Annotated in this window: 16 protein-coding genes; 6 read left to right on the forward strand and 10 right to left on the reverse strand. The window is 45.4% G+C overall.

All coding sequences use genetic code 11. The features are described from left to right. Positions 1–10 precede the first annotated feature (10 nt). On the forward strand, positions 11–676 hold the full coding sequence (tpiA, locus tag E7X56_RS00825; protein ID WP_135603909.1) for a triose-phosphate isomerase: 666 nt from the start codon (positions 11–13) through the stop codon (positions 674–676). A 71-nt stretch (positions 677–747) separates the two neighbouring features. Here the strand turns inward: tpiA and E7X56_RS00830 are convergent, their stop codons facing one another. The 7 genes from E7X56_RS00830 to E7X56_RS00860 all read right to left on the reverse strand — a co-directional run bounded on the left by E7X56_RS00830 (position 748) and on the right by E7X56_RS00860 (position 7,458). Beyond that, a complete protein-coding gene (locus E7X56_RS00830; protein WP_244603346.1) occupies positions 748–1,062 on the reverse strand; it encodes a hypothetical protein in 315 nt (104 codons plus the stop codon). Positions 1,063–1,120: 58 nt separating this feature from the next. Continuing rightward, positions 1,121–2,446: a prephenate dehydrogenase gene (locus E7X56_RS00835; RefSeq protein ID WP_135603911.1), complete on the reverse strand. Its 1,326-nt coding sequence runs from the start codon at positions 2,444–2,446 to the stop codon at positions 1,121–1,123. A gap of 2 nt (positions 2,447–2,448) precedes the next feature. Continuing rightward, complete coding sequence (locus E7X56_RS00840) at positions 2,449–3,255, reverse strand: shikimate dehydrogenase (protein ID WP_135603913.1); 807 nt, start codon at positions 3,253–3,255, stop codon at positions 2,449–2,451. After that, positions 3,252–3,953, reverse strand: a complete 702-nt coding sequence (aroD, locus tag E7X56_RS00845) for a type I 3-dehydroquinate dehydratase (RefSeq protein ID WP_135603915.1) — start codon at positions 3,951–3,953, stop codon at positions 3,252–3,254. Before aroD ends, E7X56_RS00840 begins: the two co-directional genes overlap by 4 nt. 3 nt (positions 3,954–3,956) lie before the next feature. Next, positions 3,957–5,099 (reverse strand): 3-dehydroquinate synthase II, encoded by a 1,143-nt coding sequence (locus tag E7X56_RS00850; protein WP_135603917.1) that lies wholly within the window; start codon positions 5,097–5,099, stop codon positions 3,957–3,959. A gap of 37 nt (positions 5,100–5,136) precedes the next feature. Then, positions 5,137–6,465, reverse strand: a complete 1,329-nt coding sequence (gene iscB / locus E7X56_RS00855; protein WP_244603347.1) for an RNA-guided endonuclease IscB — start codon at positions 6,463–6,465, stop codon at positions 5,137–5,139. Between the two features lie 174 nt (positions 6,466–6,639). Beyond that, positions 6,640–7,458, reverse strand: a complete 819-nt coding sequence (locus tag E7X56_RS00860; protein ID WP_135603919.1) for a 2-amino-3,7-dideoxy-D-threo-hept-6-ulosonate synthase — start codon at positions 7,456–7,458, stop codon at positions 6,640–6,642. A gap of 166 nt (positions 7,459–7,624) precedes the next feature. Between E7X56_RS00860 and E7X56_RS00865 the strand changes: the two genes are divergently transcribed. Together E7X56_RS00865 and E7X56_RS11660 are read left to right on the forward strand one after the other, a co-directional pair. Beyond that, a complete protein-coding gene (locus E7X56_RS00865) occupies positions 7,625–8,194 on the forward strand; it encodes a GMP synthase subunit A (RefSeq protein WP_135603922.1) in 570 nt (189 codons plus the stop codon). A 167-nt stretch (positions 8,195–8,361) separates the two neighbouring features. Beyond that, positions 8,362–8,529 carry a hypothetical protein gene (locus E7X56_RS11660; protein WP_167879406.1) on the forward strand — a complete coding sequence of 56 codons (168 nt, stop codon included), beginning with the start codon at positions 8,362–8,364 and terminating at the stop codon, positions 8,527–8,529. A gap of 91 nt (positions 8,530–8,620) precedes the next feature. Here the strand turns inward: E7X56_RS11660 and E7X56_RS00870 are convergent, their stop codons facing one another. Then, on the reverse strand, positions 8,621–9,448 hold the full coding sequence (locus E7X56_RS00870; protein ID WP_135603924.1) for a TIM barrel protein: 828 nt from the start codon (positions 9,446–9,448) through the stop codon (positions 8,621–8,623). After that, positions 9,445–9,777, reverse strand: a complete 333-nt coding sequence (locus E7X56_RS00875) for a hypothetical protein (RefSeq protein WP_135603926.1) — start codon at positions 9,775–9,777, stop codon at positions 9,445–9,447. The genes E7X56_RS00870 and E7X56_RS00875 overlap by 4 nt, the downstream gene beginning before the upstream one ends. Positions 9,778–10,119: 342 nt before the next feature. Between E7X56_RS00875 and E7X56_RS00880 the strand changes: the two genes are divergently transcribed. Next, positions 10,120–11,670 (forward strand): glycosyltransferase family 2 protein, encoded by a 1,551-nt coding sequence (locus E7X56_RS00880; RefSeq protein WP_135603928.1) that lies wholly within the window; start codon positions 10,120–10,122, stop codon positions 11,668–11,670. A 2-nt stretch (positions 11,671–11,672) separates the two neighbouring features. On the opposite strand, the gene E7X56_RS00885 is transcribed toward E7X56_RS00880, so the two are convergent. Further along, complete coding sequence (locus E7X56_RS00885; protein ID WP_135603929.1) at positions 11,673–12,188, reverse strand: metal-dependent hydrolase; 516 nt, start codon at positions 12,186–12,188, stop codon at positions 11,673–11,675. Positions 12,189–12,298: 110 nt separating this feature from the next. Between E7X56_RS00885 and E7X56_RS00890 the strand changes: the two genes are divergently transcribed. Both E7X56_RS00890 and E7X56_RS00895 read left to right on the forward strand, forming a co-directional pair. After that, a complete protein-coding gene (locus E7X56_RS00890) occupies positions 12,299–13,342 on the forward strand; it encodes a DUF354 domain-containing protein (protein WP_135603931.1) in 1,044 nt (347 codons plus the stop codon). Between the two features lie 247 nt (positions 13,343–13,589). Then, the gene (locus E7X56_RS00895) at positions 13,590–14,765 is read left to right on the forward strand and encodes a glycosyltransferase (protein ID WP_135603933.1); all 1,176 of its coding nucleotides are present in this window, start codon (positions 13,590–13,592) and stop codon (positions 14,763–14,765) included. Positions 14,766–14,812: the final 47 nt, after the last annotated feature.

Consider the following 14,812-nt stretch of genomic DNA (forward strand, 5'->3'; position numbering starts at 1 on the left):
AGGGGTATGTATGAAACCATTGATCGTATTGAATCTGAAGACCTATCTTGAAGGTACCGGGGAAGGTGCTGTCAGGATCGCTGAGGCCTGCAGGGCCGTAGGCGAGGAAAGTGGGATCGAGATCGCAGTGGCACCACAGCTGTGCGATGTCTACAGGGTTGCATCCCGGGTGGATGTCCCGGTTTACTCACAACATCTTGATGGTGTCGGTGCCGGAAGTTTCACAGGTCATGTGTTTGCCAGATCTGTCAGGGATGCCGGTGCAGTGGGTACACTTATCAATCACTCCGAGCGCCGCCTGAACCTTGCGGACATCGAGGCATCCGTTACCGCTGCAAAAGGAGAGGGTCTTCGCACGATAGTGTGTACCAATAACATCGCTACAACAGCAGCAGCAGCAGCACTGAAACCCGACTTTGTTGCAGTGGAGCCACCGGAACTTATCGGTTCAGGCATTCCTGTTTCAAAAGCAGATCCTGAGGTCGTAAGGGGTTCAGTTACTGCCGTTGAGCGCATCGATCCTGGTGTGAAGGTGCTCTGCGGTGCAGGTATCTCAAAAGGAGAGGACCTTAAGGCTGCAATGGAACTTGGTTCTGTTGGAGTGCTCCTTGCATCCGGTATTGTCAAGGCCAAAGATCCAAAGGCAGCGCTTGAGGATCTGGTAAGCCTGATCTGATCCTTTAATAGAAGTTATACTAAAAGAAGGAAGTGATGCCTTATGGCATCCTTTTTTAAATTTATTATTTTTTATAGGAAATACCATGCGATAAGCAACAGCATGGATGAGAATCCTACTTTTATTCCCATGGTAAGTTCCAAGTGAAGGTTTTGTGCAACCATGTTGGATATTCCTATGGGTGGTGGTGATAACAGGAGTGCTGCCAGGAACAGCGAGATGCCTGATATGTAATTGTGCTCCACAATAATAAGGTAGAGGCCCGAAATTCCCAGATATATCCCGAAAATGGAGATGATCAAAAGTCCCATCTTGTAGAACCTAAGGTATTTTTCGATACCTCCGGGAAGCATACTGGCAGTCTGCAGATTTTCAGTCTTTTTCAAAAGATCACCACGATCTGTGTTTAAACGGAATATTAAATTTGTTCTCATTGCATAAATATCAGATGGGATTCTGGCCCCTTATTCCGCAACCAAGCCCAACAAACAGTTTTTCGATGTCTTCCTGCACCTCTGCAGCAGGCAGGTCCCCGAGTATGGTAATGCGGTATGTGACACTAAGCCTGTCATCGGATATGCCTGTGTATGTATCAATAATACTGACAGAAACTATCCTTTCATCGCAGACGATGACCTTCTCAATGGTCAGTGGATCCGCCCCGGCAGGTATCAGGGCCGAGATATCTCTGATAGGATGTGCGAGGTTATCGATCTTCCATTTTTTCAGCTCTGCATCGTTAAGCAACCTGATATTCTCTGTCCTCAGAGATACGGTCCTGTCTCCCTTTGACAGCGTTACTGTCCGGGGTGTGACCTTTTCGATGATGCCCACATGTGTTACACCGGAGTAGTTGTGCAGAAATCCTCTTTCTCTTCCGACGGATGCTATCATTTCCTCGAATTCAGCTATTTTTGCATTGATCAGCTTATCAGACCTGTGAAGTGCAGATGCAGTGTCCTTGAAATGGGCAGCTGCTTCGGTCATCTTTTTACAGAAAGCTTCGGTGTCCTCTTCCCGGACGATATCCGAGAGCAGATTGCATTCGTTGATGAATGCCTCATGAACCTTGAGCACCTGGTCGTTCTTCATCTGGATATGGGCGTACAGGTATGGGTTCTGTCCCAGTATCCTGCCCACGAAGTCCACCATGATCTCATATACCGGGCTCATGAAACGGCGTGACTTGCTCACGTCGAAATCAAGGCTTTTGAACGTGGTCCCGATGGTGATGTATGCAAAATGTGTCAGACCCTGGACAACGGAGACGAATTGATCGTGCTCCTGCGGGTCGATGATCTCAATATGTGCACCGCTTTCTTCGAAGAGGTCGTGCATGATCGGGAACCATTTGTCACAACGTCCTTTTGTGGGGCTTATTATGACTATCTGTCCCTGTAATGTTGGGATCGAGGGACCGAACATGGGGTGTGTTCCCAGGATCTCCACGCCTTCAGGTGCGTATTCTCTCATTGCATTGACGGGTTCCACCTTGATGGATGTAAGGTCCATTATCAGGCTTCCCTGCTTCATTTTCGGAGCGGTCTCCTTGATTACCCTTGCAGTGATGTCTATGGGGACTGTAATGATCACTACATCGGCTTCCCGGATCTCCCTGTCAAGGTCGGTGGCGAATTCCACTCCCATCTGGTCTGCGACCTCGGTCTTGCCGCTGCTTCCCCATACGATCACCTCATAACCGTGCCTGAGGAAGAACCTTGTGAACCACTGTCCCATTCCTCCGGTACCGCCGATTATGAGCATCTTCATAATTACAGGGCCTCCATTACGGCCTTTTTCATTACTTCCACAGGAGGTTCCACGCCGGTCCAGATGCGGAATGCTTCTGCACCCTGGTAGACCAGCATCATAATGCCTGTGACCGGTTTTGCTCCGGCAGCTTCGGCTTCCTGAAGCAATCTTGTCTTCAATGGATTGTAAACGACGTCAAAAACGGTGAGATCGGAATGCATCTGGTCGGCGGTGACGATGGTATCGCCTATGCAGGGTTCCATTCCCACTGTTGTAGTGTTGATTAGTATATCTGTGTCCTCCAGGTATTTGTCCAGTACGTCCAGCCCGAAGCCGTTAACTTTGCCGACCTCTGCTGCAAGGGTCATGGCCCTTTCAGGGGTCCTGTTGGCAATGTTAACCTTTGCACCGGCTTCTGTGAATGTGAATGCTATTGCCCTGGCAGCGCCTCCGGCACCGAGTATCAGTACATTCTTGTCCTGAATATCGACCCCGGCATCTTCCAGTGTCTTCTGTGCGCCGATACCGTCGGTGTTGTATCCTTTGATACCGTCCCTGAAGTCGATGGTATTGACTGCTCCTATCCTTGCAGCCAGTGGGTCGGTCTCGATAAGTCCGATGGCAGTCTCTTTTAGCGGGACCGTGAGGTTCAGTCCTCCAAATCCCATGGCCTTTGCACCTTTTAACGCATCGCCAAGGTCCTGCTGCTTTACTCTGAATGCATGGAATGTGCAGTTCATTCCAAGTGCTTCGAAGGCTGCATTCTGCATGATGGGTGAGAGTGAATGGGCGATCGGGTCTCCCAGAACTCCGAATACCTGTTTCATTGAAGCATCTCCAGTGCTTTTTTAAGTTCGTGTACCTTCAACTGTCCGGGGGCTATGGCGCTTGATATGCTGGCGTAGGTCAGTTTTGAACCGTAGCATGGCCCGACGATCCGGCTGTGCTTTCCAAGCTGGCCCATTGCGATGGTGCAGACGTTATCCTCATTTAATGTGACCTCTAGCAGATTCAAGATGTCCTGCATGCTGTTTGGCATCACTGCAAGCTTTGCAATATCAGCTCCTGCCTGTTTTGAACGTTCAAGGATATCCCTTATGGTGGCTTTGTCAGGCGTGCTCTCAAAATCATGGGATGATATGATGACAGCTTTGCCCGCTTCCTTTGCCTTTTTTACAAGCCTGTCACGAAGCTGCGGGTCTGCACTGAGCTCTACATCGATTGCGTCTGTGAGGGGCAGGATCTCTTCAAGTAAATTTATTCTGTCATCTTCTGAGCCTTCCCAGTTTCCTCCTTCAGTTTGTAACCTATTGGTTGCAATACATGGAAGTCCTGTATCAGATCGAAGTTTTTTGAGGATATCTGTTACTTCTCCAGGGGTATTTATCCCGAGCAGGTCAAGCCTGATCTCAAGGATGTCTGCTCCCAGGTATGCAGCGGCCTTTGCCTGTATAAGAGGGTCCTCGTTGATAGCTGCAACAAGGGCTGCCCTCTTATCCAGATCGAAATTACCTATGCTGACCATGTCTCATTTCTCGATGATGGTTTCTTCTACCTTCATGCCGAAGTGGCGTGCGCCTCCCTCGTAGTTGACCAGTATCTCATCTCCGGGCTTAAGCTCGGCAATGGATATGGGTTCCCCTTTGGTGTCTACGAGTTTGATGGTCTCGGCATTCTGGAGTATGTTCTTAATGATGTTGCCCTCTACCTCTGCTTCAACAAGCATTAGTGGACGTCTTTCTATCTTGACCCTGCCGACGATGCCTGCACGCTGGTTGCCCTGTGCATCAACAATGGTGACGTCATCACCGGATTTCAGTTCGGAGAGGTACCTGGTCTTGTCGCCGACCTTCACGTAGGCATGGACTGCTCCTGCGTTGACCCTGAACGGCCTGGACGCCACGTACGGGCTTTCCTCGGATTCGGAGTGAACAAGGAACATACCGCTTGCCTGGGAACCTACGAGCATTCCTTCACCGCGTGTCATCATGTTACAGGTATCGACACAGACGCGGTCTCCCATTCCCAGGGGTTCGACCTTTGTGACCTTTGCAGGTACGAGTTCCAGTGCTTCCACACCTGAGCTCTCGCCTACTGCAACGGTGGACTTGATAGCGTTGGGGTCCTCAGTGTCAAGCAGGACACCGTCAGAGCCGTGCTCCATGGTCTCAAGGGCGAGCTTTGCTTCTCCGGCATCGCGGACACCTGCAATGATCTTCACATTGCTGTCCTGGAGACCTGCGATGAGGTTCTCAAGAGGGATGACCTTCCAGTCGGTACCGACGATGATCAGGAAATCACATTCCTTTCCTATCTGTGCTGCAAATTCTTCGTAGGCCTTGTTCTGTATTACTACATATGCACCTACGGTGAGGCCTTTTTCCTTTAAGCGGATGGCCGTGCTAATGTCAAGGGATCCGACGGGGTCAGGGGACAATGGCTTTGTACCGTCGCCTTCCCCGCCTTTTCCGACGACAACGACGTCAGCGCCTGACCTGTCATCATTGGCAAAGGCTGCGACCTTAATGTCGCCAAGTTCTCTCACTTTTTCCACTTCGTCAGCGTTTACCAGCACATAGTTAACACCGGATTCCAGTCCGGTGGTTATCCTGTCCTTGTGATCTTCCCAGTCGCCTTTGTCAGCCTTGATCCAAATTGTCTTGCCTTTCATCACAGATGTCTCCTGTGAAAGCTAAGGGGGAGATGCATCATATCGTTAGCATCTGTGGTTGAACCAATGTAGTTGTTCTTGCCTGTATTCTTGTGCATTTGGTTTTCACTCCTACGCTATTGTGAATTGTTTTGTTGAAAATATCACAAATCGCAAAATATCCTGATGATCTTTTTCCTTTGACAAAACCAATACCTTTCATTGTTTTGATCAGATCGAATTTTCTAAGTCCGAACAATTTACCGGTTGGTATCTTCTTTTCAGACCTCTTACCTTTTGTCTGTTGATAATCACCTTTACTGACATGTTTTTTGAAATAAACAGTGTCAGCAAGATTGATGTTTTGATCCTCTTTACAACAGATTGCAATCGCATCGTTATAATGTGTTTTTGGCAATTCCATAACTTTTTCGCGTTTGTATTTGGTTTCATAACCGAAAGTAGATTCAAATTGCCAATCAAATCTTCCAAGTTGAGACTTGATAATTCCAATCTCAGTTGCATACTTTGTTCTGGATACCTGTTCATTAATACTGAATTTTCCATCATGTAGTTCTTTGTGGCATGTGTTGCATAGAACAATCATGTTTTCCAGAGCATCGGAACCACCATTTGATTGAAAAATTATATGATGACATTCCAAATGTTTATCTTTCGACTTGCCTTTACAATGCTGACATGTATAGTTATCTCTGTCTAACACATAGGCTTTAACGTTATAGAACCCTTTCTGGTTACCTTCCTGGTATTGTTTACCTTTAATTTCAGGATTAACTATCTTATGAATATCAAATGATGCAAGTTCGACTTTCCATTTTGTTACTGGTACGATTGCTTCAACAAATCTCTTTTCTCGCAGGTGGCTATCCACTTTACTTTTGATAGATGGTGCAATCTTACCTTTCTTTCCACGATTATCAAATCGTGCAGGTCTATATCGTGTTATCCGATTTCTTCTTGTTCTGCGATATGATGCTCTCTGTGTCATCTTTTTAGAAATATCCGTTCGAAGTTGAACTTCAGATTGATATATTACTTCATCATTTGCAATTGCCGCACACCCGATTGTTCTGGAACCAGTATCCATTCCTGCTATAACAGGCTGTTTGTGCTCTGTTGTTTCGTACAGAAGTTTGATTGTGAATGGTGTTTTTCTGACAACCTTTGCCTTCTTATTTTTTAGCAACAGTCTTGCTATTACTGGACTGGTCGGCATCAAAGGTTTTTTGTCCTTGTTCAATACGTAAACATTTAAAATGTTATATCCTCCTGTTTTCAGGGTAATGCGTATCAGATATTGCAGGAGCCAACATCTGAATCCGTCCTCCTCTCGACCGGATATGGAAAGGTTTAACAATGCAAGCACGATCTGATAACCCTATTAGATTGTTTAACCGGCATTCGTAGTGCATGGAATTGAGGTGGCGTCCCATGGTACCTATTTCTTTCCTATCGTTTACTAACATTCTTTAATTCTCCTCTGTTAGTGGTCTGGTCAACCAGAACTTATCTTTTCAGGTAAGCTCCATCCTCAACCGCGTTAGCGGGAGGGTGGGGTAGTTGACTTAAGTGTTTGTAGTGCTTCCTCGACATTGCGGCCTTTGTGGACGATCTGTGTGATGGCCTGTGTCATCTTTATGGGGTCAGGATGCTGGAACACGTTCCTGCCGATGGCAACTCCCCTTGCTCCGGATTTCATGGCGCCGCTGATCATCTCAAGGAACTGCTCGTCGGTCTCGGTCTTAGGTCCGCCTGCGATCACAAGAGGTACGGGACATCCCTTTACAACGTCCCTGAAGCTGTCAACATCTCCGGTGTAGACGGTCTTGATGATGTCTGCCCCAAGTTCTGCACCGACCCTAGCTGCGTGTGCGACCATTTCCGGATCGTGCGGGTCTGTGATCTTCCTGCCTCTTGGGTACATCATGGAAAGGAGGGGAATTCCCCATTCGTCACACTGTTCTGCGACATATCCGAGCTTCCTGAGCTGGTCGGATTCGGTATCAGAACCTATGTTCACGTGGATGGATACGGCATCGGCACCCATTTTCATGGCTTCCTCTACCTTGCAGACAAGAACCTTGTCGTTGGGGTCGGGTCCAAGGGATGTGGAGGCGCTCATGTGGACGATAAGCCCGACGTCATGACCGTATCCGCGGTGGCCGTGGTAGATCATTCCTTTCTGCATGAGAACTGCATCTGCACCGCCTTCGGCGACCTTGTTGATGGAGTCTGCAATGTCTATTACTCCCCTGATGGGCCCGTCAGAAATTCCGTGGTCCATTGGAATGATGAGCATGTTCCTGCTTTCCCTGTGCATTATCCTTTCAATTCGAATCCTTTTACCTATTTCAGCCATTTTATCACTCTCATTATTGCGGTTTTGCCAAATCGTGTTAGTATGTGACATAGTAGCACAATCAACTATTTAAATCTTGTTATTTCCTTTTTTGAAATCTGGAATAGTCTTATATATAGATTCATCATTACTGGCAATATCGACTCAACCCGGTGTGATTTTCATCATGAGAGAGTTAAAGATCCTTGTTATCAATAATTACGGCCAGTTCTGTCACCTTATTCACAGAACCGTACGCGATCTCGATATGGAGACGGAGATCGTAGCGAACACGACCTCTGTGGAAGACATCCTTGAGCAGGAGCCGGACGGTATCATCTTAAGTGGTGGTCCTTCAATGGACCGTGTTGGCCTATGTCAGGAATATGTCGAGAGCATCGACAAGCCTATCCTGGGCATCTGTCTGGGACATCAGCTTATAGCTAAGACCTTTGGTGGCCAGACTGGTTCAGGCGAGTACGGCGGCTATGCAGAGATCGATGTGGAGGTACTGGAAGAGGACGACATCCTGAAAGGGCTTGGCCCGAGGACATCCGTGTGGGCTTCCCATGCTGATGAGGTCACTGTCCTTCCGGAAGGGTTCCTGCACCTTGCACGCTCGGACGTGTGTGAGATCGAGGCAATGCGCCACCCCGAAAGGCCTATCTACGGAGTGCAGTGGCATCCTGAGGTTGCTCACACAGATAAGGGTGAAGAACTTTTCATGAACTTCTTTGAAGTTTGTGAGAACTATTAATTTTTTAAAAAGTAGCATTAGTATATTTCGACGATATAAAAAATCGAGTAAGGTACTTATCTTATCCTCACATATATTCTATTGACTATCCTGAATCAGATAGTTGGTGGTGAGGTATGATGAAGCGATCTGTAAATAAGTCCTCCGTCCTACTCTTGAGTATCTTGATGGTTCTTTCCATGGTGGTGGGGGCTGCAGCTTTAGATCAGGCTGCTGATGAATTTCCGGATTCCGGTGAATTCCCGGAACTGGCTCCTGAGTTCCCAACGATCGCACTGCCTGTTGCAGTTGTGATCGGATTGGTACTGCTGGTGACCAGGGGAAGAGAGGAATGATCCTTTCTTCAGTTCTTTCTTTTTTGATCTTTGATCTTTGACATCACGTTCGAGCTACCATCCAGCCAATGCACAGCCCCTATACTGTCATTCATCCTCTGTACGTATCCTGCAGCAGCAAAGCATCCTCTTCGAGATTCGGACTTTCGCATATCACAAGCCCTTTCACATCGAATTCCCGAAACGCTGCCATCAGGTCAGCATAATTATAATCCGACTCCCGGAGCACCAGGTGGTTCTTTTCCCCCTTATCCCCATACGCAATGCCGGAAATGTGGCAGTGCATATCCTCAACCCCTTCCCGCCCGAGGTATTCCTCCACCTTCACGAGCACGTCCCGGAACTCTTCCAGTGTGTTATACTCACCGCTGCTTCGTGCGTGCAGATGTGAAAAATCGATACAGGGCATGACTCCCTCGATGGCTGACGCCATCATCAGTGTCTCCTCTAGGCTGCCGAACTGCGTCGGTTTGCCGATGGTCTCCGGGCGAAGCACAGCGTTGATGCCCTCGTCCTCAAGCCGTGATGCAAGCCTGCTAAGCAGCCCGCTAACCCTTTCAAGCACTTCCTCACTGCTCTGCTTGAGGTAGTAAGCAGGATGGAACACAATGGATGATGCACCGCAGAGTGCACCGATGCGTGCTGACTGGTAGATGCGCTCGATACTGGCCTCGATCTTCTCATCCTCTGCGGAGTTGAGATTGATGTAATACGGTGCGTGCACGCTGAGTGCCACATCCTCTGCTTCCGCTGTTTCCCTGACTTTCTCTGCCATGCCTTCCTTCATGCGCACTCCGCGCACGAATTCCAGCTCCATGCACCCTAGGCCAAGCTCACGGATACGTTGTATCCCTTCGACGCTGCCCCTCTTCTTTGCACTGATGGGGGTCCCTGCTGTTCCGAAGAGCAGTTCTTTCATAATATCCCCAAGTGGATCCTGAGTTCTTTAGCTCGCTCTTCCGATACCTTCTCGGTTACCAGTTCAAAGAACGAATCGACGTCCTCAGGGTCAAGGGACCTGATGTCTTCCTTGCCTTCCATTGCAAGTCCTGCGAGGTAGTCCAGTTCCTCCCCGTCAAGCCTCTCGAGTCTCTCCCTGAAGTCATCTGAATCCTCTGCGATCTTATGGGATATCGGCCTCAGTATGAACGGATATGGATGTCCCATCTCGGACATATGTGTCCCGCCGTTCTCCGGTGCAAGCTTATTGAAGATCTCCTTGTCCTTGTCTGAAAATTCTCGTCCCATGGGATTTGATTATGTGGGGGTGGTATAAAATCATGTCTTTTTTTGGGGATGTATGAATATAGCTTGTATGTTTTTATAAAAAATCTTAAATTAATTGTTGTGTATACGAACTTATTTATTATGAGGTTTGCTTCCGCTTGGTTTGGTATATGTGTGTACTTCTAATTAGAGTATCTTGTATTTCATAATTGATGGCTTGAGGCTGCCTTTTTTTGTAGTTCTGCCAAAAAGTTTATTCTGTTATCATGCACATTTATATAATATGATTTATCAATATTTACTTTGGGAGGTTGTGGGTGATGTGCATATGTGTAACTATTAAATTGAGTATGAGGTGTGCCAATGACTGTGGTGGCAGCCATTCCTGCATATAATGCCGAGGTTTATATCAAGAATATCATTAAAAGAACGAAGCTCTATGTAGATCATGTCGTTCTTGTTGATGATGGGAGTAGCGATGCGACAGCCTGTATTGCTAAGAATATGGGTGCACAGGTGATCAGGCACGGGGATAATCTGGGCAAGGCTGCTGCATTGGCAACAGCTTTTGAAGAAGTGAAAAAACTAAACCCATCTGTACTTGTGACCATCTATGCGAACGGTTTTCACAATCCTGATGATATCCCTGCAATATTGAATCCTGTGCTTTCTGAGGATGCGGATGTTGTGAACGGTGCATATGTTACTTCATCGGACATTGACCTTGATTCTACGTTTGAGGATGTGGGGGCTGCAAGCGAGTATCATCTTATGAAGTACAGTGGGTTCCGTGCGTATTCTTCCAAGACGCTCGATGTTTTCAAGTTCACAAAGGCCGACGATGCTATTGAAGCAGAGTTGATCGATGATGCTATCAAATCCGGATTTAAGGTGCATGAGGTACCTATTAAGATAATCGATCCGGTCAAGAGAGAGTTGTTGGCAAGCAAACGCATAGGTGTGGTAGTGCCTGCGTATAATGAAGAGAAGCTTGTAAAAACTACCGTTGAGGGCATTCCCCAGTACGTTGACCGGATCTATGTGATAAATGATGCGAGCACTGATAATACTGCAAAGGTCATTGAGACACTGAACGATCCGAGGGTGTTCGTGATAACGCACGAGACCAATAAAGGTGTGGGTGCTACAATTGTCAATGGCTACAAGCAGGCACTGAAAGAAGAGATGGATGTCGTTGCGGTCATGGCAGGGGATAATCAGATGAACCCTGCCCAGCTGCCAAAGCTGTTGATGCCCATAATCGAGGGCAGGGCAGATTATACCAAAGGCAACCGCCTGTTCAGTACGGAGTTCCGTGAAGACATGAGCGGATTGCGCCTGTTAGGTAACTCGATGCTCACGTTCATCACGAAGATTGGAAGCGGGTACTGGAATATCATGGATCCCCAGAACGGCTATACCGCTATCTCAAAGGAAGCACTGGCAGAGATAGGTCTGGATGAGATCTACACGTACTACGGTTACTGCAACCACATGCTTGTGAGGTTGAACACCTTTGGTTTCAGAACCCTTGACGTGGTCATGCCTGCCAGATACGGACAGGAGAAGTCAACGATCAAGTACGGTCCGTACATGAGCAAGGTGTCGATCATGCTGTTCAAGAAGTTCCTCTGGAGGCTGAAGATGAAGTACATGATACTCAGCTTCCATCCGCTCGTCTTGTTCTACATCCTCTCCATGGTCCTCCTTCCTGCAGGTGTGCTGTTCGGTATGGCAATACTCATAGCCATGCTGATGCAGTGGTCAGTATCTACGAACTTGCCACTACTGGACGCTTTGATACTTGTATCAGGTACCCAGTTCCTGCTGTTCGCCATGCTGTTCGACATGCAGGAGTCTGACAAGGACATGCGGGGCGCAGGTTCACGGTTTGCAGAGGGTGAGACCAAATGAGTTTACCTATGCCTGAGGTATTTTGCAACTACAAGCACTACTATGATACACCCTCCAATAGATTCGGCGATGAACTCAAGGGAGAGAGATGGAACATAGGAATTCATAATCATATTAAGGAAATAATCAATTACGCTATCGGGATAGGGGCACACCGGGAAGTCCCATCCAAGTGCAGGCCAGAAAAGAGTTTCAGGTGCGGTCCACATGCGGTCTTCAAGCAGATGAAAAAAACAAGCACCGGTTATCTGGAATATATGCGTATCTTTGCTCAACCTGTAGCGATAATAACTCAGCAAAGTGATAACAAGACAGAACGCAAGTGTATGACCAATAATACGACCATTTCCAATGGTCTCGGCAAAGATCACCCTGCCGATCAGCTTATCGAGAATGTCTGGCAGAAGAGCTCCGAAGGCTATGTAGCGGTAGTCAAGACGGCCTTTGAGTGGTGGGAGAATGTGCTCAAGTATGAAGAAAATACCGAGTGTGACTCCGAGATGACCGAGAATGAACATTGTAGAATGTACACGTATTGTGGCTTTAAAGGGGTTTTGTTTTGTGGCATTCCATCTATCAATATACAATTATAAAATTATAATCAATATGTAAGCTAAAAGGTTAATAAATGAAAATTCTAATAGATATGGGACATCCAGCTCACGTTCATTTTTTTAAAAATACTATAAGGTGTCTTGAGCAAAAAGGGCATCATATATTGGTTACTGCACGGGATAAAGAGGTGACACTTGCTCTTTTAAAGGCTTATGGTATTGAACATATTGTTCTAAGTTCCATGGGCCATAGTAAAGGCGACCTGTTCAAAGAATTTATCATTAGGGACTACAAACTGTTTCGAATTGCAAAGAATTTCAATCCCGATATTTTGATGGGGATTCTTAATCCGACTGTTGCTCATGTTGCACGTTTGCTTAGAAAAAGTTCTATTATTTTTAACGATACTGAACATGCTGCACTAGCTCAGAAAATTACATATCCTTTTACAGATGTGGTTTGTACTCCTTCATGTTTTAAAAGAGACATTGGTAAAAAACAAATACGTTACAATGGCTACCATGAGCTTGCATACTTACATCCTAATTATTTCACACCAGACCCTGATGTTCTAAATGAATTTGGACTTAATAAGGGTGATCCGTTCATAATTTTACGCTTTGTCTCATGGGGTGCAAGTCATGATGTCGGTCATCATGGGATACAAAATAAGATGGAATTTGTGAAGAAACTTGAAAAATATGGTCGGGTGTTGATCACTTCTGAAGGCGAGCTGGATGATGCACTAAAAAAAAATCGTATTAAAGTTTCTCCAGAAAAACTGCATGATCTCTTATATTATGCAAGTTTGTATGTAGGAGATGGAGGAACCACTGCTGTTGAAAGTGCAATACTGGGGATTCCTTCTATTTATGTTTCATCCCTTGCTGGAACGATGGGTAATTTTACTGAGCTTGAAGAGAAATATGGATTGCTTTTCAATTATAATGATTCTAACAAAGCCCTGAATAAAGCAGTTGAATTGATCCAGGATCCAAGCATCAAAGAGGAGTGGAATAAGAAGCGTGAAAAATTATTGCGCGACAAAATTGATGTAACTAAATTTATGGTCAGGTATATAGAGAATTATTCCGATAATATGGAGTTCAGAGGTTGACATATTTGTATGGGATTTATGAGAAATGCTGAATCTCTTCAGAAATTTGATTTTGTCACTAAAATAAAGAACATTCACGAAAATAGCTGAATGAATACAAATGGTTTACTATTGAACAATCTTATTTGGCATTACAAAAATAGTTAATCTCCCAGGTTCTTATTCGAAATATATTGTAAAAAGAGTTATGTTTTGAATCTGATATTAATGATGAAGATCATGCAATGGACGAGTGGTATAATTGCAAATGCAACAAAAAAAATTGTTGGTCGTATGTCATTCTTACAGCAGTTTCCAAAAGGATTCCACTGATCAACTTTCAAAATACTTTAGAAGCATAAATGTATTTGTCAGATCCAATCCAATTGCAGAGATCTCTAAATATATTCCAATTCCTGCATTAAATCGATTTAAGTTAGATTATAAGATCAACCTCTCGAATAAGCCATCAAATGTTAATGTACTTCCCACGCCAATCATTTATGCACCATTGGATTCACAGTACAAAAAACTGGGAGAAAAACATTTTAGAGTTGTGGATAAGGCAATAATGAGGAACGGCATCAAATTTGATCTGGTCCATTCGCATTTCACCTGGTCGGCTGGATATGTAGGTGCGAAATTAAAAGAAAAATACGGTGTACCGTTTGTAGTTACTGCGCATGGATATGACATTTACAAACTTCCTTTTAAGGACGATCAATGGAAAAATAATATCGAATACGTTCTCAATTCGGCAGACTATATCGTAACCGTAAGTAACAGCAATCTGGAGTGTATAAAAAAACTAGATGTGAGTACTCCAGTCAAGATTATTCCAAACGGATTTAGAAATGATCTATTCTACCCCAGAGATCCTGAAGAATGTAGAAAGATCCTGAATTTACCCATTGATAAAAAGATCATTCTGAGTGTAGGGAACCTGGTGGAAGTGAAAAGTCACATTGATCTAATTGATGCCATGGTACAGGTTGTAAAGCATAGGGAAGACGTTCTTTGCATTATAGTTGGTACCGGAGAGTTGGAAACTAAACTTGACAAACAGATCAGGGATCTGGGATTGGAGGAATACGTTAAACTTGCTGGAGGAAAGCCACATGATGAGATCCCGCTCTGGATGAATGCCTGTGATGTTTTTGTGTTACCAAGTTTGAATGAAGGAAATCCTACAGTCATGTTCGAATGCTTGGGATGTGGAAAACCATTTATAGGAACAACAGTGGGGGGAATTCCAGATATAATAATGTCTGAAGATTATGGTTTGTTAATAGAGCCTGAAAAGCCCGACGATCTGGCAGAAATGATCCTGTCAGGAATAAGCATTGTATGGGACTACGACAAGATAAAGCTGTATTCCAGGAAATTTACATGGGAAAATATTATGAAGAAAAACCTGGAAGTGTATAAAAAAGTGTTATGCTAAGTAACCAATTCTTTTCCAAAGCACATCAATGGGGGAAATTCGAATAG

The sequence above is a fragment of the Methanococcoides sp. NM1 genome, from assembly GCF_900774285.1.
GTDB classification, from domain to species: domain Archaea; phylum Halobacteriota; class Methanosarcinia; order Methanosarcinales; family Methanosarcinaceae; genus Methanococcoides; species Methanococcoides vulcani.

Excerpts from the sequence above, each read along its gene's own strand:
- tpiA (WP_135603909.1), top strand. The coding sequence starts at position 11 with ATGAAACCATTGATCGTATTGAATCTGAAGACCTATCTTGAAGGTACC.
- E7X56_RS00835 (WP_135603911.1), bottom strand. The coding sequence starts at position 2,446 with ATGAAGATGCTCATAATCGGCGGTACCGGAGGAATGGGACAGTGGTTC.
- E7X56_RS00840 (WP_135603913.1), bottom strand. The coding sequence starts at position 3,255 with ATGAAACAGGTATTCGGAGTTCTGGGAGACCCGATCGCCCATTCACTC.
- aroD (WP_135603915.1), bottom strand. The coding sequence starts at position 3,953 with ATGGTCAGCATAGGTAATTTCGATCTGGATAAGAGGGCAGCCCTTGTT.
- E7X56_RS00850 (WP_135603917.1), bottom strand. The coding sequence starts at position 5,099 with ATGAAAGGCAAGACAATTTGGATCAAGGCTGACAAAGGCGACTGGGAA.
- E7X56_RS00860 (WP_135603919.1), bottom strand. The coding sequence starts at position 7,458 with ATGGCTGAAATAGGTAAAAGGATTCGAATTGAAAGGATAATGCACAGG.
- E7X56_RS00865 (WP_135603922.1), top strand. The coding sequence starts at position 7,625 with ATGAGAGAGTTAAAGATCCTTGTTATCAATAATTACGGCCAGTTCTGT.
- E7X56_RS11660 (WP_167879406.1), top strand. The coding sequence starts at position 8,362 with ATGGTTCTTTCCATGGTGGTGGGGGCTGCAGCTTTAGATCAGGCTGCT.
- E7X56_RS00870 (WP_135603924.1), bottom strand. The coding sequence starts at position 9,448 with ATGAAAGAACTGCTCTTCGGAACAGCAGGGACCCCCATCAGTGCAAAG.
- E7X56_RS00875 (WP_135603926.1), bottom strand. The coding sequence starts at position 9,777 with ATGGGACGAGAATTTTCAGACAAGGACAAGGAGATCTTCAATAAGCTT.
- E7X56_RS00880 (WP_135603928.1), top strand. The coding sequence starts at position 10,120 with ATGACTGTGGTGGCAGCCATTCCTGCATATAATGCCGAGGTTTATATC.
- E7X56_RS00885 (WP_135603929.1), bottom strand. The coding sequence starts at position 12,188 with ATGTTCATTCTCGGTCATCTCGGAGTCACACTCGGTATTTTCTTCATA.
- E7X56_RS00890 (WP_135603931.1), top strand. The coding sequence starts at position 12,299 with ATGAAAATTCTAATAGATATGGGACATCCAGCTCACGTTCATTTTTTT.
- E7X56_RS00895 (WP_135603933.1), top strand. The coding sequence starts at position 13,590 with ATGCAACAAAAAAAATTGTTGGTCGTATGTCATTCTTACAGCAGTTTC.